Annotated in this window: 19 protein-coding genes; 11 read left to right on the top strand and 8 right to left on the bottom strand. The window is 52.5% G+C overall.

The genetic code is table 11. The annotated features are described in order from the left end of the window. Positions 1-32 precede the first annotated feature (32 nt). From DWZ47_RS25970 to DWZ47_RS25955, 3 genes are all read right to left on the bottom strand, one after another. Positions 33-512 carry a single-stranded DNA-binding protein gene (locus DWZ47_RS25970; protein ID WP_004304191.1) on the bottom strand — a complete coding sequence of 160 codons (480 nt, stop codon included), beginning with the start codon at positions 510-512 and terminating at the stop codon, positions 33-35. A gap of 91 nt (positions 513-603) precedes the next feature. Then, positions 604-1,653 (bottom strand): A/G-specific adenine glycosylase, encoded by a 1,050-nt coding sequence (gene mutY, locus DWZ47_RS25965; RefSeq protein WP_008774655.1) that lies wholly within the window; start codon positions 1,651-1,653, stop codon positions 604-606. A 657-nt stretch (positions 1,654-2,310) separates the two neighbouring features. Next, entirely contained in the window at positions 2,311-2,937 is a 627-nt protein-coding gene (locus DWZ47_RS25955; protein ID WP_224262758.1) for a WG repeat-containing protein, read from the bottom strand. 259 nt (positions 2,938-3,196) lie between these two features. On the opposite strand from DWZ47_RS25955, the gene DWZ47_RS25950 reads away from it, so the two are divergent. From DWZ47_RS25950 to DWZ47_RS25915, 8 genes are all read left to right on the top strand, one after another. After that, on the top strand, positions 3,197-3,499 hold the full coding sequence (locus tag DWZ47_RS25950; RefSeq protein ID WP_008627610.1) for an immunity 17 family protein: 303 nt from the start codon (positions 3,197-3,199) through the stop codon (positions 3,497-3,499). 30 nt (positions 3,500-3,529) lie between these two features. Then, entirely contained in the window at positions 3,530-4,048 is a 519-nt protein-coding gene (locus tag DWZ47_RS25945; RefSeq protein WP_008627612.1) for a hypothetical protein, read from the top strand. A gap of 223 nt (positions 4,049-4,271) precedes the next feature. Beyond that, the gene (locus DWZ47_RS31325; RefSeq protein ID WP_009040051.1) at positions 4,272-5,117 is read left to right on the top strand and encodes a helix-turn-helix domain-containing protein; all 846 of its coding nucleotides are present in this window, start codon (positions 4,272-4,274) and stop codon (positions 5,115-5,117) included. 147 nt (positions 5,118-5,264) lie between these two features. Continuing rightward, the gene (locus tag DWZ47_RS25935) at positions 5,265-6,101 is read left to right on the top strand and encodes an RteC domain-containing protein (RefSeq protein WP_004327325.1); all 837 of its coding nucleotides are present in this window, start codon (positions 5,265-5,267) and stop codon (positions 6,099-6,101) included. A gap of 238 nt (positions 6,102-6,339) precedes the next feature. Next, positions 6,340-6,768 carry a helix-turn-helix domain-containing protein gene (locus tag DWZ47_RS25930; RefSeq protein ID WP_032581435.1) on the top strand — a complete coding sequence of 143 codons (429 nt, stop codon included), beginning with the start codon at positions 6,340-6,342 and terminating at the stop codon, positions 6,766-6,768. Then, the gene (locus tag DWZ47_RS25925; protein WP_117515176.1) at positions 6,731-8,830 is read left to right on the top strand and encodes a bifunctional DNA primase/helicase; all 2,100 of its coding nucleotides are present in this window, start codon (positions 6,731-6,733) and stop codon (positions 8,828-8,830) included. Before DWZ47_RS25930 ends, DWZ47_RS25925 begins: the two co-directional genes overlap by 38 nt. Continuing rightward, positions 8,805-9,164 (top strand): helix-turn-helix domain-containing protein, encoded by a 360-nt coding sequence (locus DWZ47_RS25920; RefSeq protein WP_004327328.1) that lies wholly within the window; start codon positions 8,805-8,807, stop codon positions 9,162-9,164. Before DWZ47_RS25925 ends, DWZ47_RS25920 begins: the two co-directional genes overlap by 26 nt. 410 nt (positions 9,165-9,574) lie before the next feature. Next, on the top strand, positions 9,575-10,066 hold the full coding sequence (locus DWZ47_RS25915) for a dihydrofolate reductase family protein (protein WP_029427375.1): 492 nt from the start codon (positions 9,575-9,577) through the stop codon (positions 10,064-10,066). Positions 10,067-10,314: 248 nt separating this feature from the next. Here DWZ47_RS25915 and DWZ47_RS25910 read toward each other — a convergent pair whose 3' ends face one another. From DWZ47_RS25910 to DWZ47_RS25890, 5 genes are all read right to left on the bottom strand, one after another. Beyond that, positions 10,315-10,701, bottom strand: a complete 387-nt coding sequence (locus tag DWZ47_RS25910; RefSeq protein ID WP_004327330.1) for a type II toxin-antitoxin system RnlB family antitoxin — start codon at positions 10,699-10,701, stop codon at positions 10,315-10,317. Between the two features lie 4 nt (positions 10,702-10,705). Then, complete coding sequence (locus tag DWZ47_RS25905) at positions 10,706-11,755, bottom strand: type II toxin-antitoxin system RnlA family toxin (protein WP_004327332.1); 1,050 nt, start codon at positions 11,753-11,755, stop codon at positions 10,706-10,708. Between the two features lie 232 nt (positions 11,756-11,987). Beyond that, positions 11,988-12,464, bottom strand: a complete 477-nt coding sequence (locus tag DWZ47_RS25900; RefSeq protein ID WP_008627641.1) for a hypothetical protein — start codon at positions 12,462-12,464, stop codon at positions 11,988-11,990. Continuing rightward, complete coding sequence (gene topB / locus DWZ47_RS25895; RefSeq protein ID WP_117515174.1) at positions 12,461-14,563, bottom strand: type IA DNA topoisomerase; 2,103 nt, start codon at positions 14,561-14,563, stop codon at positions 12,461-12,463. Before topB ends, DWZ47_RS25900 begins: the two co-directional genes overlap by 4 nt. 89 nt (positions 14,564-14,652) lie before the next feature. Next, entirely contained in the window at positions 14,653-16,173 is a 1,521-nt protein-coding gene (locus DWZ47_RS25890; RefSeq protein ID WP_004327338.1) for a DUF4099 domain-containing protein, read from the bottom strand. A gap of 277 nt (positions 16,174-16,450) precedes the next feature. Here DWZ47_RS25890 and DWZ47_RS25885 point away from each other — a divergent pair, with 277 nt between their 5' ends. The 3 genes from DWZ47_RS25885 to DWZ47_RS25875 all read left to right on the top strand — a co-directional run. Next, positions 16,451-17,581: a tyrosine-type recombinase/integrase gene (locus DWZ47_RS25885; protein WP_199488166.1), complete on the top strand. Its 1,131-nt coding sequence runs from the start codon at positions 16,451-16,453 to the stop codon at positions 17,579-17,581. Between the two features lie 87 nt (positions 17,582-17,668). Further along, positions 17,669-18,544: a hypothetical protein gene (locus DWZ47_RS25880; RefSeq protein WP_117515172.1), complete on the top strand. Its 876-nt coding sequence runs from the start codon at positions 17,669-17,671 to the stop codon at positions 18,542-18,544. A 72-nt stretch (positions 18,545-18,616) separates the two neighbouring features. Next, the coding region (locus DWZ47_RS25875) for an ankyrin repeat domain-containing protein (RefSeq protein ID WP_147330796.1) at positions 18,617-19,068 on the top strand (452 nt) is incomplete at its 3' end.

Genomic DNA, 19,068 nt, shown 5'->3' with positions numbered 1-19,068 from the left:
AGAAAAAATCGATTGGCACACTATCACATTATTTAGAACGGCAAATCATCTGCCGGATTATCTTGTACAGGTTGCGCCTGCGACTGCTGCGTTTGTTGCGGCTGGCCGGCAACCGGTTGTTGCTGCTGTCCCATAGCAGGCTGTCCGGAAGCAGAAGCTCCCGCACCCGGGTTGGCTCCTTTCGGAGACAACATTTCCATATTATCCACATAAATTTCGGTGATATAGCGCATAGCACCCGACTGGTCACTGTAAGAACGCGTTCTTATCTTCCCTTCCAGATACAGCTTGTCACCTTTGTGCACATATTTATCTACAATCTCCGCCAAACGGTTAGATGCAACGATATTATGCCACTCTGTTCTTTCGGGAATCTGGGTTCCATTAGCCAACGTATATCCACGATCCGTCGTAGCCAATGGGAAAGTTGCTACTGCCGAACCTGTATCGAAGTATTTCACCCGAGGATCTTGTCCTACATTTCCTACCAATATCACTCTATTTACTGACATATCTGTATCAAGTTTATGATTCTTAAAATTAAATCTGCTGCCAAAATTAAACAGAATAACAATAGGATGCAAGAATTTTAAGTATTAAAACTTAATACTTGCCATTTAGTGCTTGCAGCAGAGTTTGCACCAGCCTTGAAATAGCGTACTGCTCCAGTTCCTCCACTTTTATTTTCTGGAAATCACCGAAAGAAGTCAAATTTTCAGATAATGTTACTTCATACAGATTAGCATAAATCACCCGGTGAGACAACACATGCTTCACTTCCCTGCAAACAGAACGCACCACCGGCACTTCCCCCGATGCAAAGAATGTACGGAATTCCGGCAAAGCAAGAAACTCTTCCTCCGAAAGAGCCGTCGGAGTCTCTATCAATGGCAATTCGAACAGATTCTTCCAAATATCATTTCCTGTTCGTTTATTTATAAAGGTATACGCGCCCGCACGTACATAAATATAATTGAAGTAACGGTTGGTAGTCTTTGTTTTATGCTGTTTCACCGGAAGCTTTGTCACTAACCCCTTCGAAAGTGCCGAGCAACCGCCTGCCAAGGGACAAAACAAACAGTTGGGCGACTGCGGAGTACACTGAATCGCTCCGAAATCCATTATCCCCTGATTGTAAACAGCCGGATGCTTCTTATCCAACATCTCATCTGCCAATGCTGCAAAAAGTTTCTTTCCTTCCGTCGAATCAATCGGAGTATCTATACCGAAATAACGTGAAAGCACCCGATACACATTACCATCCACCACCGCATAAGGCATACCGTAAGCAAACGAACAGATAGCTGCCGCCGTGTACCCCCCCACTCCTTTCAGAGCCAGCACTTCCGGATATGTTTTCGGGAAAACACCATTCATGCTTTTAGCGGCAGCATGAAGATTGCGGGCACGCGAATAATACCCCAACCCCTGCCAATACTTCATCACCTCGTCCTCATCCGCAGCAGCCAAAGTCTGTACATCGGGAAAACGCTTGATAAAGCGAAGAAAATAATCATACCCCTGCGCCACCCGCGTCTGTTGAAGAATAATCTCCGAAATCCAGATCAGATACGGATCGGCAGACTCCCTCCAGGGCAGTTCACGTTTATTCTCTTCATACCACTCTACAATCGTTTTCGTAAACTCGTTCATATCCTCGTTCCTAGTGTATTATCTAACATTTATCTTGCCTATCCTATCCAAAAGGCACACAAAAGTAACTCTTTTGGTTCTAAGAAAACCCTATGCCACTATTTTTTTTGAAAAACAATCGTTTTTTTGTAATCGGTTGGTAGATAAGACTTAAAGAGTAGAAAGTTCGGTAGCCGGTAGCGATTTGGTAGCTGTGCGGGTTTCGCTGCATTGCTTCGCTCTGCTCTTGGAACTGATGCAAATATAGGAATTTTGACCGAAAAAGGGAAATGTTTCGGGGATTTTTTATTTTTCGGGATTACCGGATTACAGGAAAAGCATAAAATCAGGAGGCGGTGCAAAAAACGAGGTTGCACCCGTGGTTTTACTCGAAGTGTAAAATGTTGATTTTCAGTGTGTATTTCTGTGGTGCAAGGTGCAGCTATATTTATATATATAGCTGCACCTTGCACCAGCCACACAGGGCTGTTTTGCGGCTTGCACCGATATTCTTTTAAGTTTCTGTAAATGAGTTGGTTTTGAGTTTTGGTGTTTGTTTCGGGGGAAAGGTGGGATGAACGGGATGTTCCGATAGGGCTTGGCGGCTTCGTGTTTGCCCTGCAAGGGCTTGGCAGGTGGGGTGGCTGGAATGTCGGGCTTAGGGCAGTCTTGGGGCTTTTATTCAATCCTTTGCCCTTTGCGGTCGATGTAATACCAATCATCGCTTTCCCAATAGTGGTATTCCCCATCCGAACCGGGAGCTTCTTCCAGTTCTCCCGTGTCGGTTACTTTCGCCTTCCCGTTCTCGAAAGGAAAGCCAAAAGCGAAGCGTGGTTCTACGAGGGTATTGCCATGCTCGTCCGCATATCCGATACGCCCTTTTTCATCGACGATGCGGTAAACGCCTTCCTGCACGGGGTCGTTGCCGTTGTCATACCGGTACGGGACATAGAGGCTTGCGGGATGGCTGTTGCCGGAGGATATGGCCGTGCAGCGGTCATGATAAAGGGTGAACAGCCGTATTTCAAGCAGGATGGCAAGGACTGCAAGCACCGTGCAGACAAGGAAACGGAGGCGATAGCGTTGCCGTACCGATACATGGAACGCCCCGTAATAGTCGTGCATCATGCGGTAACGCTCCTCGGTATAGATGCGCATATTCCTCCAGAGCAATACGGGGAACGGCAGTATCAGCGGGAAAAGCGTAAGGCGGTCGTCTGTTTCGTAAAGGAAGCGGACAGCCGGAGTGCCCAAGAACTGTAAAGCGATGGCGACAGGAAACAGGAGGCAGGCGAACTGGACCACACTGATGACCGCAAAACTACGATCCGGGAAGCCGTGCCGACAACTGCGCCACGTCCAATAAAAGAGGTGGTCGAAGAATCCGGGGAGCTTCGGCCGACTGGTTCTTTTATGTGGGGAGGCTTTCTTCATACGTTGCGGCTATATAGGTGCAAATAAAACGTATTTCTTCCAAACGGAAAAGATTTTTGCGGTGAAACTTTTTGAGTGATTGGACTTTTCACTATTTTTGCTTTGATGTATAACGGTTCGTCCGTAAGGTATGAATTTGGCTTTTTCTGTTATTGCTATGGAATGGTTCGATAAGATAAGCGAGTTTATGGAGGGTCTGCCGGAGTGGTTGCAGGCGCATCCGAGGTACGGCTACCTGATCGTGGCGGGAATCCTGCTGCTGTGGCTTGTGGGGATTGTCTGCGGATGGCGGTGGACGTACTCCCGTCCGGGAAGTTGGGAAGGGAATTTCTGGCTGGGTACGCTGGGTGAAAGGAGTTACCGTTTCTGGCTGGGGCTGATCGTTGCCGCCGCAACGGGATGCGCCCTGTTGCTGTTCTTCGTAACGGGATAAGCAAGCGGAAAACAAGGAAAGGAGGAAGCTATGTTCAAGGAACCGGCATACTGGATGTATTACTTCTGGAGCAAGAACAAACGTGCAAGGAAAGACAAGGCGGTTATCTCCAATGCCACGTGGACGATGGCAATCCTGTGGCTTCTTAACCTGATGGCTCTCCATCTTTTGTTCGAGGCATGGGGATGGGATATGCTGACGGGCTGGTTCTCTTCCCTGACGGACAAGGTGGAATGGAGCAGGTTCAACCCGGTTGCCTATCTGTTCGCCGCAGCGACGCTCGCTCCTTTTATCTGGATTGCCAGAAAGCTGTATTACCGTCCTGCGAAGCTGAAAGCGATGCAGGCGAAGTACGAGACAGTGGGCGAATACCGGAAATTGCTCGGTCAATGCCTGTTCTGGCTGTATGTTATCGGCAGTTTTGCATCGTTCTTCATTATAGCCGAACAAAAGAACCATTCCAAGGAGCAACCACTGATCGAAAGGTTGCAGGAGATACGGGACGGCAAATATCCCGTTGAAAAGACGCACTCACCAACCGGCGAATGACTTTCTTCCGGCTCCCCCTGCTTACTGTCATGCCGTTCTGCGGGTGGAACCGGTACAGCCTTTCTGTTTTTTCACGACTGAATATCCGAACCTATGGAGCAAAATCCGAATCTGTAATTCAAGGAAATATCGTGACCGATACGGGGTGTCGGCAGGACATCTATTGCAAACAATTTGTAATTTCGTGTAAGATTTGTATTATTTAATATCGTGTTGAAACAAAATGAAACAGAATCTTACACTAATTCTAATGAATGAAGCCGTCCGGGAGGGATGGCGGGAATGGATGGAAAAGGTACGCAGGGTATTGCCGCAAACGGATGCGGAGCGTCCGGTGACATGGATTGCGGCGGAACGGCTCGCACGGGAGAACGGACGGATGGTGCGGCTGGTGGAGCTGCTGCGGGAACACTGCCCCGTACTTTCGTGCCGGGTAAAGGAGGAAGCCGGGCTGCTGATACTGGTCGCCTATCACCGCCACGGAAGCTCGTCAGACTTCCTGCTGGAAACGGCGGAGGCGTATTTCCGGGAGAAGGACTGCAGAGGATTCCTGTTCCTCTGCCGGATGCAGGCAAGCATCAACGCCTACGACGAATACCCGCACCTGAACGTGCTCTGCAACCGTCTGGCGGGACTGCTGTTCCGCTTCCGCCGTGAACGGGCGTCCGAGTACCGCAAGGGCATACCGCCGATGTTCGGCAAGGCGGACTTGCAGGAGGTGGAAAAGTACCTGCCGCACCTGCGGGGCTGCTCGTTCCGGGAAGAAATCGCACTGGCTCTGCCCAAGGTGAAGAACGTGGAGGAACTGGCACGGGAATGCGCCATGTCGGTCAATACGCTGGGACGGCGTTTCAAGGAGGAGCTGAACACCACTCCGCACCGCTGGCTGACGGAACAGCGGAAAGCGCACGTAACCTCCCTGCTGGCGGACACGGACATGCCCCTTCAAGAGATTGCCGACGTGTGCGGCTTCGCCACTCCGAGCTACCTGTGGGACTTCTGCAAGAAGCACCTGAAGGCTACTCCTGCCGAAATCCGTGAAATCGCCCGGTGCGCCCGTACAGTTTAGCCTCCCTTTTCCAGCCCTGCCGTGAAAAACCGACCGTCCGGGGCCGATTGGCGGACAATCCGAATCCGGCGGTGAGGATTCAGAACGTCCGTTTCCCTGCCGTCCGCTAACTTTGCGCCCTTATAAACAACATGAAACAAGATTTATATGGAAGAATATTTTAACGGGCTGCTGAAGGAGGTGGATCAGCGCATGGCGACCACAGCCCCCGGCATGGACGGCAAGGAGGTGATAGGCGTCTGCCGTGAGATGGTCTCGTACCTGAAAGGCAAGAACCGGGAACTGAAGGAGTACGCCCTCGCCCATCCGTTCGCCGGGGACGCGAAGGAGATCCTCTACTTCAAGTATTACAAACCCGCCCTGACGGGCAGGCTGCTGTACTATTACCGGGTGTACCAGATAGAGAGCGGCTGCCCCGCCTGCCTGCGTGTCGCCGAACCGTACTACCGCAAGGCGATGGAGCGTGCCGAGCGGATGATGGAACGCTACCTGCCCTTTTACCAGTATTATCACAGCGGGGCGACGTACCGGGACAGCTACTATTTCCTGCGGGCGAAGGGCGAGCTAAGCCCCGAGAGCGGCAGCTTCGTGCTGGACGAGGAGGCGGAGTTCTCCACGGGCTACGACATACTGGCGGCACGGCTGATCTCGGTGGAGATGCTGCTGGTACACTTGAGCCGCCGGATGGAGCGTGCGGCGCAGGGGACGGAGACGGAAGCCGTGCCGGAGAAGGAACACCGCTGGACGAACACGAAGGTTGCCGCCATACTGCTCGTCTATGGCATACACGTGACGGGAAGCGTGGACGAGGGCAACGCCGAGATCGGCGAGCTGGCTGCGCTGTTCGAGAAGCATTTCCACGTGGATCTGGGCAACGTGTACCACGCTTTCGGCAGGCTGCGGGGGCAACAGAACCCGACGGCGTTCTTGGACGAGATGAAGGAGAGGCTGCTGAAAAAGATGCGGGACATGGATAGCCGGTAGCAAGTTGGCAACGGGGCGGCAGAGACGGCAGGACACGGGAAGGGAGCGTCCGAAGGGCTGGAAAGAGCCTTCCGGACGCTCTTTTTTACCCCGTCTCGGTCCTTTTTACCGCCCGGAACGGCGGCAAGGGCGAAAATGCGCCCCGAAAAAAAATCTTTGCCAAGGTGCCGGTATAGTGGCAGGAAAAACCGGCGAATCGGGCGACATTTGCGGCAGAAACCTAAAAATGAGTACGACAATGGAAATAATGACCATCGAGAGCAACGCCTACCGCCTGCTCGTGGAGAAGATCGAGAAGATAACCGCCTACGTGGAGGAATCCCGGAACCGGGAGGAAACGGAGCGCAAACGGAAAGAGGAAGCGGAAAGCCCTGTGACCAAGGGACGGAAAGCCGACCCGAAGTGGATGACGCACAAGGAGGTGTGCGAGGCGCTGGACATCAGCCACCGCACCCTGCAACGCTACCGCCAGAAGAACATCGTCCCCTATTCGATGATCGGGCGGCAGATACGCTATCCCCGGCAGGCTGTCGAGAGCCTGCGTGAGCGGTGGATGGTGGAGACGCCCGCCGCCAAGATCGACCGGATGATAGCGGAACATCCCCTGCATAACCGAAAAAACGGAAGCTATGGTAAGAAAGGAAGAAGTGCTGGCAAGAACCAGTAACGGGCTGGACGTGTTCCGCCACTACCTGCCCGTGAAGTGGCGGGTGGGCAGGAACTTCCTGAACCCGCTGTACGCCGACAGCAAGGCTTCGTGCAACGTGTATTACGACCGCCGGAGCGGTACGTACCGGATGAAGGACTTCGGCAACGGGGACTATTCGGGAGACTGCTTCTTCCTCGTGGCGAAGCTGAAAGGGCTGGACTGCCGGAACGCCGCCGACTTCGTGGAGGTGCTGCACACCATCGACCGGGAGCTGTGCCTCGGACTGGACGGGGACAGCCCGACCGACGGGACGGTGGGAACCGGGGGCTGTCGGAGATTGCGGCTCGTGCCGGGCGCAAGGGGCGGCGGTGCCGGGGAAGCCGGAACGGACACGGAAGAGGCGGCTGTGTCCGCCGACCGTCCCGAACCGAAGCCCTACCGGGCGGCGGAGAAGCCCTTCACCGAGGGGGAGCTTGTCTACTGGGGCGCATCGGGCATCACCGTGGAGGTGCTGCGCCGCTACGGGACGGTATCGCTCGCCGAGTACCGGGGCGAGACGAGGGAGGGCAAGGCGTTCGGCTTCAGTTCCACCCCGGCGGAACCGATGTTCGGGTACAGGGGGAAATGGGGCGTGAAGGTCTATCGCCCGATGTCGGAGGTGCGCTTCGTCTATGGCGGGCACACGGGCGACAACTACTGCTTCGGGCTGGAGCAACTGCCCTCGAAGGGCGACCTGCTCTTCCTCACGGGCGGCGAGAAGGACGTGCTGACGCTGGCGGCGCACGGCTTCCACGCCATCTGCTTCAACTCGGAGACCTCGGTCATCCCGGCGAAGACCGTGCGCAAGCTGGTCTATCGCTTCAAGCACATCGTGCTGCTGTACGACACGGACAAGACGGGGCTGGAATGCTCGGAGAAGCACCGTGCGCAACTGGCGGAGTACGGGGTGAAACGGCTGGTGCTGCCATTGTCGGGGACGAAGGCGGAGAAGGACGTGACGGACTACTTCAAAGCCGGGCACACGAGGGAGGAGCTGATGGGGCTGTTCCTGAAACTGCTCGACACGCTGTACGGGGACACGCTGGCGATGCTGAAATCGTGCGAGATCGACTATGACCACCCGCCCGAACAGGCGGTCGCCATCGTTACCGCCGGGGACGTGCCGTTAGGCTCGGAAGAGAACATCCTCTGCATCACGGGCGGTGAAGGGACGGGCAAGAGCAACTACACCGCCGCACTGGTCGCCGGGGCGATCATGGAACGGGAGACGGACGCCGATCTCTTGGGGGTGCGGGTGGAACCGAACCGCAAGGGGCGTGCGGTGCTGCTCTACGACACGGAACAGAGCGAGCAACAGCTCCACAAGAACACGGGGCGGCTGCTGCGCCGTGCCGGGCGTGAGCGGATGCCGGAGTATCTGCACGTGTACTGCCTGACGGGGATGTCGAGAAGCGAGCGGTTGACCGCCATCGTGCAGAGCATGGACCGGTACCACTACCTGCACGGGGGCATCCATCTGGTCGTCATCGACGGGGTGGCTGACCTGATCCGCTGCGCCAACGACGAGGCGGAGAGCGTGGCGCTGATTGACGAGATCTACCGGCTGGCGGGAATCTACCGCACGTGTATCGCCGCCGTGGTGCATTTCGTGCCGAACGGACTGAAGCTGCGGGGACACCTCGGCAGCGAGCTGCAACGCAAGTCCGCCGCCATCCTCTCCATCGAGAAGGACGAGAACCCGGAGGTGTCGGTGGTGAAGGCGTTGAAGGTCAGGGACGGCAGCCCGCTGGACATTCCGCTGATGCAGTTCAGATGGGACAAGCAAGCCGGGATGCCCGTCTATGTGGGCGAGAAGCCGAGGGCGGAGAAAGAGAAGCGCAAGGAGAAGGAGCTGGCGGAGATGGCACGGGAGGCGTTCGCCCGGCAGGAGAAGTACGGCTACATCGAACTGTGCGAGCTGATACAGGAGATGCTGGAAGTGAAGGAACGGACGGCGAAAGGCTACATCCGCTATATGCGGGAAAAGGAAATCATCGAAAAGGAGGGCGACTGCTATGTACACGGACAGGGAAGAGTTTGAGGGCTGGATGGAGCGCATCATGGAACGCTTCGACCGGACGGAGAAATTGCTGGAAAGGGTGCTGAAGAAGAACAACACGCTCGACGGCGAGGAGGTGCTGGACAACCAAGACCTGTGCCTGCTGCTGAAGGTGGGCATCCGCACGCTGCAACGCTACCGTGCCATCGGGGTGTTGCCGTACTTCACCATCAGCGGCAAGGTGTTCTACCGCACGAAGGACGTGCACGAGTTCATCCGCACCCGTTTCGCCGACGTGGAGGAACGGGCTGCGAAACGCAAGGAGAAGGAAGCCCGGAAAGAGGAAAGGCGCAGGAAAAGGGGGTTGTTCCCGTGAAAATGACATTTTTCTGACGGTGCTTTTGGTGGATGAAGCCCTGCCGGATCGTGAGATTAGGCGGGGCTATTGTTTTGTTATTCGGGAAGTTTCATTATCTTTGTTCGCACGAAGACAGAAGGCGGTGCTCTCGGGCACGGTCGCTGTCGTGACATAGAAGATTCATGCCCGGCTTGGAAGCAGGCGGGGATTGATATACATATTGTACGTTCGCTGAACGTCTTGAAGTAAAAAACTGGTAATTTTTGATAAGCAAGACGAATGGCGCAATGTTCATGCTGTATGCTTATACGGCGTGGGCTTGCCTATTCTGCTTATCGGGTAATACCAGTACCTTTACTTCGGAATAGCGTGAGTTCACGCTGTTCTTTTGGGTGCGAGGCGGACATAATCCTTAAAAACACATTGATATGAAACAGATTACCTTGCACGTGTACCAATCCATTGACGGTTGTCCGGTCAGATCGGACAAGTATTTCGATGCGGCGGTGGACGCCTCCGGCTGCGTGCTGATCGACGAGGAAACCTACCTGCGCATTTACCTGAACCATCTGGGCTGGCCGCTCACGGCAAAAGAGACTTTGGTCGTGACGGACGGCTGTATTGACCTGACGGAGAAGGAACGGGTGCGGTTTGTTACAGGGGATGCGGCAGCGGAACTGCGGAGAATAAAAGCGGACGGCGAAGGGACGGTAACGGCTTACGGAGCGGAAACCGGGGCTTTGCTCTTGGATAACGGGCTGGCGGACGAAATCGTGGTGATAACCGTGCCGGTGCTGGTCGGCGGCGGCGAGAAGGCACTGGAGTGCGGGCTGAACGACGGCAGGACGTGGATCGTGCGGTCGAGCAAGGTATTGGAGGACGGGAAAATCCGGACGGTGTACGGAAGGGTATGCCCATGAAATGCAAAAAGCCACTGAAAAGTGGCTTGGGTCATTCAGGAAAGGATGACGGGTTATAAAAAAACGACCCGCCGATTTGAGCATTATCAAGAGGCTTGGCAGGTTCTACTGATGCAAAGATAACGGAAATAGTTGGAATGACAAAGATATGTTGAATTTAGGTCTTGCTGATGCCTAAATTTGAAGTATAAACAAAAGGTGCATCATTGATGCACCTTTTGTTCTAATATATTAATTCCTTTATAATGTTAAAGTACATTTGTCGGAAGAATATTAGTTCTGTCTAATTTCTTTCTAAAGAATGTTTTTTGAATAGACGATAATACGCTATGTTCAATCACATCCTTATGCAAAGTAAAGAATTTATCAGAAGCACTAATACACTCTTGTGTAGCTTTACATTTTCTCAAAGAATTATTCAATAGACTAACTCCCATGAGCTTAGTTTTGAAAAATCTATTTTTTAATCCGTTACGGTATAGAAAATCAAAATAAACTTCAGCATCGGCAACATTATATTTTGCCAATTCTGATTGGAGAGCAGTCCAATAGTAATCCGTCATTTCCAATGACAGAACTACTACTAAAAAACTTCGTTCTCCTAAAGAGATTATTTGATAATCTTTTGTCTTCATTTCTTTACCAATTAGTACATAAGTCATTTATAATAACAAGTCCATCCTTTATTATGTTCACCGCTTCATCATAATATAAGGTTCTGCTTGTTTCTAAGTTCCTGCGATCAATATGGAAAGTTGTATGCCGATTCTTGTTATAAAAGTCATACGCCTTTTCCAATGCTCTTTTTAACGAGGGATTACCATTGTAAGTTCCCACATTCTCCAAAAAATGGTAGTTTCCATCTTTACCTCTCTCAAAATATGTACCATAATCTTTAAAATCCGGTGCGTCTTCCAAGAGTCTTTTGCTAATCAAGCCATCCAAAGCCTTCATTATACCGAATGTATAACACCCGTAATCATCAACCACAACACCGGAGTTAGCAAGAGCAATAGATGTTTTCAGAAAATCTTCAAGAATACTTCCTTCAATGTTTTCAGTTTTCGTGAAATGCTTATTCAAATCTTTTTCTATCACACATCCTACTAAAGGTTGAATAGCCAAGAAGTCTTCCATTACTTCGGTTGGAACAGAAGATATTGTCTCCATTATTTCTGTAATAAGCTCAATATAAAAAGCTGTTACAGCTCCCTGTAAAAATAAAGTCCCATTATTATAAAAAATAATAGATACCTTGGCATCATATTTCCCCTTTAAATGATATTGGTTCCTGATAGCAGGATTGTTATCTGTATTGACCGTAGTTATTTCGATTTCATCACTTTCCGATAATACATCTATAAAAGCATCAAAATCTTCTTCACTTATTCCTTTTGCCGTAAAGCTTTTCTTATCAGGGCAAGGAATTGAAGTATTTTGAAGGATAACGTTCCAACATTCTTCACATATTCCTTTTAAATGTGCTTTTCCTTGCGTACTATAAGAAACTTGCCCGCCATTAATAAAACAGTTTAAGATACCAGTTTCCTTATTATGAGTTATTGCTATTTTTTTTAATTTACCTTCTTGGCAATCTGTTATTTTGATTGAATATGAAGGTTTTGTCGCTATAAAATCAATAGCAACCTGATCTATGTTTTCAACAGATAATGAGTGCTTTTTAGCCATTGTCGTCCTATTTTCGGGTACAAAAATACAATATTTTTCGAATATATGTCCACAAATTCAAGCATTTAACCCTTTTTGAGTTGTAAAAAGGCTGTTTAAAGGGAAATGGAACGCTTCATATTATGAACAGAATAGGTTCGAAATCCTTTCGAGTATTTGCCAGTCGGTTATGGGAAAGACAAATCCGCCTTCTTATATAATCGGCTGGCAAAGATAGTGAATATTGCCGGGATTACGGGTACAAGACCTTGAAATCCCGTGGGCTGCCGCCGTCTGTCAAGCCGTCCTGCCGGAGCCGCCGGAGGGTCTCGGCTGCCGATCCGCTGCCGAAGTTGCGGACACAGTACAGGCGGGAGAAGCGGAAGCGGCGGAGGTGGACGAGCAGGTGCTCCACGGTGAAGACGCCCAGCTCCCGGCACGCCCGGACGATGCGCTGCGACAAGCCGAAGGTGTCGAGCGGGGTATCGAGCAGGCGGCGGAGCCTGCCCGGTCTGCCGGGCTTGCCCCGCTGTTGCGCCACGTCCTCGTAGATGGTGGCGACCCGGTTGCGGCTGAACAGGGCGGCAAGGGATGCGCCGTCGATCATCAGGATGCCGTCGAAACGGGCGTAGGCGATGTGGTTGCCGTTCATCCAGAGGGTGATGCGCAGCTCGTCCGTGCCGCAGAGCCGGGCGGCTTCCGCCACGGTGATCCAACCGATGCCGTTCATCGCCTGCGCTCCTTTCCTTTGGGCTTGTCCGTGCGGGGCGGGAACCCGTACACGATGCGGAAGTCCTTGTCGAAGGTGAGGTACGCATCGAAGGGCTTGCCGTCCCTGCTCCTGAAGCCTTTGATAAGGGATGTTTTGCCTTTGGTTACAAGGTCGGCAATCTGGCTGTCGGTGAGCTGCTTCTCCCCTTTGTTGCGGAAGACGGTCAGGGGGCAATCGACGTTGTTGCACTTGGCGACCTTCGGGTAAAGGAGGATGCGACCGGAACGGCACTTGGGACACGGGATATGTCCGCCGTCCGCCACCGATACCTGCACTTGCAGGAGTTCTTCGGTAATCTGGGCGGCATAGACCTCGATGCCCTTGCGGAAGGTGTCGGGATTCATCTCCCCGCTCTCGATCTTGGCGAGGGCGGTCTCCCACTGCCCGGTCATCTCGACATCGGCGATGCGCTTGTCCTTCACTATCTGATACACGGCAAGCCCCTTGTCGGTCGGCACGAGGCTCTTCTTCTCCCGGCGCACGTAGTCACGGGCAAAGAGGGTCTCGATGATGGAGGCACGGGTGGCGGGCGTGCCGATACCGTTCCCTTTCAGGCTGTCCCGCAGCTCGTCGTCCCGCAACTCCCTGCCGCAATGCTCCATCGCCGAAAGCAGGCTGCTCTCGGTGTGCAGGGGACGGGGCTTGGTCTGTTTCTCCACGCACTCCGCCGATTGCAGGGGGAAAGCCTCGCCGGGCTGCAAGGGCGGCAAAGCGGCTGTTCCCTCGTCGTCCTCGTCCCGCTCGTTCCGTACGGCACGCCATCCGGCGGACCTGACGACCGTCCCCTTGGCGGTGAACACGCTGTTCCCCGCCGTGAAAGAGACGGTGGTAACGTCCTTGAGGCAACGGGCGGAGAAGGCTTCGAGCAGGCGGGCGGCTACCATGTCGTACACCGTGCGCTCGTCGGCGGACAGCTCGCCGGGCAGACACTCGGTGATGATGAGCGCATGGTGGTCGGTAACTTTCCCCGCATCCACGCTGCGGCGGTTGAGCGAAGCCCCTTTCAGGGCGGCGGCATGGGTGGAGAAAGCCGGGTACCGCTCCAGCAGGGCGATGCGGTCGGGTATCTCGTCGAACACATCCTCCGAGAGGTAGCGGGAGCCGGTACGGGGGTAGCTCAACACCTTCTTCTCGTAAAGCGACTGGGCGACGGAGAGGGTCTTGTCCGCCGAGAAGCCGTACCTGCCGTTCGCCTCTTTCTGCAAGGCGGTCAGGTCGTAGAGCAAGGGAGGCTCTTGGCTCACCTCCCTGCGCTGCACGTCGGCAACCTGCACCGTCCCCGTTGCGGTTACAGCGGCGAGGGCGGCGTTTGCCACCGGAAGGGTTTCGTAACGCAATTCAGAGATGGCGGCGAAGGGCGTGCCGTCCTTTTCCGCCGTGATCTTCAGCCGGAAATAGGTCTGCGGGGTGAAATCCCTGTTCTCCAGATAACGGGAGCAGATCATCATCAAGGTGGGCGTCTGCACCCGTCCGAGGGAGTAGATGCCCTGCCCGGCGGCGATGGAAAGCGCTTGAGTCGCATTCAATCCAATCTCCCAGTCGGCGATGGCACGGGCTTCGGCGGCACGGTAGAGGTTGTCGTAGTCGCTGCCGGGCTTGAGGTTATCCAGCCCCTCCCGGATGGCACGGTCGGTCAGCGAGGAGATCCAGAGGCGCAGGCAGGGCTTGCGGCAGCCAAGGTAATTGTAGATGTACCGATGAATGGCTTCGCCCTCACGCCCGGCATCGGTCGCCACGACGATACGGTCGGAACGGTCGAAAACCTCCTTGATGACCTTCAACTGTTTGAGCACGCCGGGATCGGGCTTGTACTCCTTGCCCTCCCGTATCTGGCGGGGGATGTACTTGAACTCCTGCGGCAGAATGGGCAGGTTCTCACGCCGGAAGCCCGTGTAGCCGTATGCTTCGGGCATGGCGAGCTGGACGAGATGGCCGAACGCCCAGGTAACGAGGTAGCCGTTACCTGAGAGGTAGCCATCGTGCCGCTCCCGGACATTCAACACGTTTGCTATATCCTTCGCTACGGAAGGCTTTTCAGCGATGACTGCTGTAATCATATTTCTTTAATTTTTAACGGTTTGACAAAAGTTATCCCGCCGCTCGGACGGGATAACCGGGTAATTCATTTACAGAATGGCGGGGGAAATCATCGGCGGACACCCCGGCTGCGCTTGGGCTTGTCGGGCTGCTCCTGCTTCTGTGCCTGTTTCCGGTCCTCTTTCTGCTCCTGCCTGCGCTCCTGCTGCTGTTTCTGCTCCCCGGTGGGGCGCTGCTGTGCGGATTGCAGGGCCTCTTTCAGGTTGCGGGTAGCCTCGACGGTCTTGCCCTCGGAATTGACCGCCACCTGCACCTCGTTCTCCACGGCGGGCTTGACACACCCCTCTTCGAGCGCCGCCTTGTAGTCTTTGGGGAACATGAAGGCGGGCTTCTCGCCGGGCTTCCATGTGATGTAGCCTTGGTAGGCTTTTCCTTTCTTGTCCACCAAGCCGGAGACCTTGACCGTTCCCCCGGCTTCGAGTTCGAGGCGGGACTTCTCGGTAAGCTCCTGCTTGCGGAAGGTCTTCGGCACCTCCTGATTGGCGGTCTGTTTCAGGTTCGCCTTGTACGCATCCATCGCCAGCCTGCCCCGGTCGCCGAAGAGAAATTCGAGCTGCATCTTGGCTGCGCTGAACTGCACGGGTGCTGGGTAGAGCTTGGGCTGCTCCCCCTCCTTGGCTCTGGAAAGGAACTGGCAGACCACCGCCTCGCCCTGTTTGAGCCGGGCTATCTCGTCCGGTGTGAAGGTATGCCCGTTCTTCTCCGCCGGGATATTGACCTTGGAGAGCGGGAAGGCGACCAGCTCGTTGGTCTTGAGGTTGCGGCTGACAAGGGCTTCGACCTGCTCGCCCGCCCGGTTGGTGACAGTAGCCGGGTGTCCCATGTTGCCCGTCTGCCGGAGCACCTGCTTGTCGGAGTCGGTGATGTCGTAGCCGAAGAACTGCTTCTGCATCTTCTCCGGGTCGAGGATGCCGTGGCTGCACACGGTCAGCCTGCCGTCCGTGCCGGGCTTGAGCGAAAGCTGGCTGTCGTTGCTGTGCGAGATGCCGTCGAAGTGGAAATGCACCCGGACGGTCTTGTCGGTCTGGAAGCCCCGTAGCATCTGGTCGAGCATCCCGTTGCCCTCGATCTGCTCCCGCTGCACGCCGAGGGCGGCGAGGCTGTTCCAGTCGATGTCCTCCGGGCGGTACTTGTACTGCGGGTTCTGTTCGGTCTGCCCGGCGGACTGCTGCGGCACACCCTCCGGCTGTTGCTGCTGCCCGGCTTGGGTCTGCTGCTGTGCCTGCACGGGCGGCTGCACCTCGTACTGCGCAACGAGCGGCTCGCCCGTCTTGACGGACTGGCTCTCCCGTTGCCGGAAATCGGCGGCTACCCGCTGCACCTCCTCTTCCGGCACACGGAAGAAATGGAAGCGGGTCGGGTCTTTCAACTGGTTCCAGAGGTTGGAAAAGAAATTCGAAAACATATCGCCGTGGCGATCCACCCGCAGGAGGTCGTTGTTGTCCTCCAAGGGATTCTTGGTCTGTAACTCGCCGTCCTTTACTCCGCTGACGGCTTGGAGCGTGCCTTTCTCGTCCATGACGAGCAGGATGTCCATTAACTGCTGGCTGCTGTCCGGTCGTTCGTCCATAATCTAATGTTTTTAAATGGTGAATACTATTGGTTCTCAAGTGAAACCGGGCGTAAATATAGAGGGAGAAACACGGGGAACGTGCAACTCCGGGGCGGGCTGTCCGCACTTGTCGTCCGGTTCGCAGGTTTGTCGCAGCCCTTTCTTGTGAAAAATATCAAAAAATCATGCCCCGCACGCATTTTTCTCCTCCGGAAAACAGCGATAATTCGTTGTTTTCTCTATATTTGTAAAATATGGGTAATGAGGGACACGGTCTGTCATTGCCACCCATGCGATGCGTATGAAAGTTTATCAGAGCAAACCGAGAATAACGCTTTCACCTGCCATCCGTGACGGGCAGAAATACGTGGAAGTGGAGTTCGACGAGGACGATGCCATCCGGCTGTCGCTGTCGAAAGAGAAGGGCGTGCGGTTCGAGGGGGACAGAGCCTACCTGCCGGAAGAAGGCTTCGACCTGTCCGGCTTTTTCGACCGCCATGTGGAAACGGCGTATATCAATTACTCCGCCCTGAAAAACACCCTGCCCAAGAAGAGCGGGAAAACCAGCCCCGCCATCCCGCCCGGCTATGCCGAGATGCTGCGGCAACTGCGGTACAGCGAGCATACCGTCCGTGCGTACACCGCCTATTTCAAGGAGTTCCAGCAATACTTTGCGGGAAGAAACCTCCGCTACATCCGACCGGAAGAAATCAACGCCTACATCGTGTACCTGATTGACACACGGGGGATCTCGTCGTGCCAACAGAACCTGCGCATCAACTCGATCAAGTTTTATTTCGAGAAGGTGCTGGGATTGGAACGGAAATGTTACGAGGTAAAGCGAGCCAAACGGGAACGGACGCTGCCCGATGTGCTGAGCAAGGAGGAGATAAAATCCATCCTTGACGCAACCGGTCCGGACATCCGGCTGTTCTGCATGTTCTCGCTGCTCTACTCCGCCGGGTTGAGAATCAGCGAGCTGCTGGACTTGAAGCCCCACGACATCAACGTGAGCCGTTCGCTGATACGGGTACGGCAGGGCAAAGGGAGGAAAGACCGCTACACGCTGCTGTCGAAGCCCCTTGTCAGGAAGCTGACCGAGTACACCAAGCTGTACAAGCCGCAGGAATGGCTGTTCGAGCGGTACAAGGGCGAACCGTTCACGGAGAGCATCGTGTCGAAGAAGCTGAAAGAGGCGGCGAAGGAAGCCGGACTCACCAAGCGGGTGTACCCCCACCTGTTGCGGCACTCGTTCGCCACGCATCTGATCGAGCAAGGCACGGACTTGAAAATCGTGAAAGAGCTGTTGGGGCACAACCAACTGAAAACGACGGAAATGTACGTGCATATAGCCGACACTTTCAAGAGCAGCATCCGCACTCCATTGGATGATATTCTTGAAAGTGATAATGAGATAGTTAAATAAGAAAATAACAGCGAAAACCGCTGATAATTACATGTTATCGACCATAAAAAAGATTAACTAACTGATAAATAATTAAATGACTGAAAGATGATGGATTTAAGAAATTTCATATTGGAGAAGAAAGACCATTTGCCAAAACAAACCGGGAAGTTGGTTAATCGACTATATAACAAAATTAAACTTGATAGTTATTATCCTGACAATAAGAATGTAATAAAACTTAAAGAGTTCTCAACCGTAGAAATAAATAATTTTCTATTAGAATGTTTGGCGGAGTATGATAAAACAGAAAGACTATTTTGTGAACATCATGATATTGTTGGCTTACGAGGTGTATGGGCGGTTTTAGCCTTCTCCAAAGAAGAGAATGTCTTAAAGTATTTCGACGAACTTATAGACAAATATATTCACGGTAAACCGTTTTACTTACATTTTTTATTTGAATTATTTGGCTATTCGGAAATTCAGCACCCTTTATTCGATAAGATACGAAAGTATTATGATAAAATTTCCGATGATTTACCAGCATATATATTATTGAAAAATCTCAATATAGTGCCTTCGGATAAATATAATTGGTCTGTATCTCTTATAATTACAACAGATGGAGAATGGCTCACATCCAGTCAACTTACCGATGAAGAAAAAGAGCAAAGATTTTCATTTGAAATGCGGCTGAGTAACCCGCGAACAATGGGAGATACCTATGAAATAATAATCGAAAATGAACTATCCTCTCGAAAAAAACAAATTATTTTTTCAGATAGTAATATTCGGACAATTAGTGTTGATAAGACAGTATTTAGCACTCCTAATATATTAAATCTTAATAATTTTGTTTGTGAGGTAGAGAATTATTTTGGTATTCAATTTAATTTTGAAAAAATAGCCTACTTATCAGTAAGTAAAGGCATAAACAAAAAACAAATCGAAAAGTGGGTGAAGAATAAATTCATGATATAATATGGTCGATAACAAGCGGCTCAATCTCCCCCGAAAAGGTCGGTTAGCCACCAAACATTATAAACTCAATAGATGAATAATAAAGAAATTTATATAAAACTGGAAAAAGCAGTTGGCGATAACAACGTGCAGGAAGTGTCGAATATACTCGACCAACATTCAGATCTGGATTTGAATGATGAGAATTTATATACGCTTCATCCACCTTTATGCCGAGCTGCAAAGAAAGGTTTTTATGAAATTTGCAAGACTTTAATTCAATATGGAGCCGATGTAAATTGTATTAAAGATAGATTATTTTCTCCTTTATGGGGTGCTTCGTCTGGAAACCATTTAGAAATAGTCAAATTATTGATAGAAAATGGCGCAGATATAAATGCTTATGAAAGTTCTACAACAGCAGCTTTGAATGAAGCTGCCGCTAAAGGGCATTTTGAGATTGTTCGCTATCTTATAGAGAAAGGTGCGGACATAAATAGGCTTACTACAACTCTACTTTTTTCTCCTCTTGATTGGTCTATTAG

It is taken from the genome of Bacteroides sp. AF32-8BH (assembly GCF_003435205.1).
Lineage (GTDB): Bacteria > Bacteroidota > Bacteroidia > Bacteroidales > Bacteroidaceae > Bacteroides > Bacteroides ovatus.
This window is presented reverse-complemented; position numbering and strand designations above follow the sequence as displayed.

Excerpts from the sequence above, each read along its gene's own strand:
- DWZ47_RS25950 (WP_008627610.1), top strand. The coding sequence starts at position 3,197 with ATGAATTTGGCTTTTTCTGTTATTGCTATGGAATGGTTCGATAAGATA.
- DWZ47_RS25925 (WP_117515176.1), top strand. The coding sequence starts at position 6,731 with ATGGTAAGAAAGGAAGAAGTGCTGGCAAGAACCAGTAACGGGCTGGAC.
- DWZ47_RS25890 (WP_004327338.1), bottom strand. The coding sequence starts at position 16,173 with ATGGACGAACGACCGGACAGCAGCCAGCAGTTAATGGACATCCTGCTC.
- DWZ47_RS25920 (WP_004327328.1), top strand. The coding sequence starts at position 8,805 with ATGTACACGGACAGGGAAGAGTTTGAGGGCTGGATGGAGCGCATCATG.
- DWZ47_RS25945 (WP_008627612.1), top strand. The coding sequence starts at position 3,530 with ATGTTCAAGGAACCGGCATACTGGATGTATTACTTCTGGAGCAAGAAC.
- DWZ47_RS25880 (WP_117515172.1), top strand. The coding sequence starts at position 17,669 with ATGATGGATTTAAGAAATTTCATATTGGAGAAGAAAGACCATTTGCCA.
- DWZ47_RS25910 (WP_004327330.1), bottom strand. The coding sequence starts at position 10,701 with ATGAAGACAAAAGATTATCAAATAATCTCTTTAGGAGAACGAAGTTTT.
- DWZ47_RS31325 (WP_009040051.1), top strand. The coding sequence starts at position 4,272 with ATGAAACAGAATCTTACACTAATTCTAATGAATGAAGCCGTCCGGGAG.
- topB (WP_117515174.1), bottom strand. The coding sequence starts at position 14,563 with ATGATTACAGCAGTCATCGCTGAAAAGCCTTCCGTAGCGAAGGATATA.
- DWZ47_RS25935 (WP_004327325.1), top strand. The coding sequence starts at position 5,265 with ATGGAAGAATATTTTAACGGGCTGCTGAAGGAGGTGGATCAGCGCATG.
- DWZ47_RS25970 (WP_004304191.1), bottom strand. The coding sequence starts at position 512 with ATGTCAGTAAATAGAGTGATATTGGTAGGAAATGTAGGACAAGATCCT.
- mutY (WP_008774655.1), bottom strand. The coding sequence starts at position 1,653 with ATGAACGAGTTTACGAAAACGATTGTAGAGTGGTATGAAGAGAATAAA.
- DWZ47_RS25885 (WP_199488166.1), top strand. The coding sequence starts at position 16,451 with ATGCGTATGAAAGTTTATCAGAGCAAACCGAGAATAACGCTTTCACCT.
- DWZ47_RS25930 (WP_032581435.1), top strand. The coding sequence starts at position 6,340 with ATGGAAATAATGACCATCGAGAGCAACGCCTACCGCCTGCTCGTGGAG.
- DWZ47_RS25900 (WP_008627641.1), bottom strand. The coding sequence starts at position 12,464 with ATGAACGGCATCGGTTGGATCACCGTGGCGGAAGCCGCCCGGCTCTGC.
- DWZ47_RS25905 (WP_004327332.1), bottom strand. The coding sequence starts at position 11,755 with ATGGCTAAAAAGCACTCATTATCTGTTGAAAACATAGATCAGGTTGCT.
- DWZ47_RS25915 (WP_029427375.1), top strand. The coding sequence starts at position 9,575 with ATGAAACAGATTACCTTGCACGTGTACCAATCCATTGACGGTTGTCCG.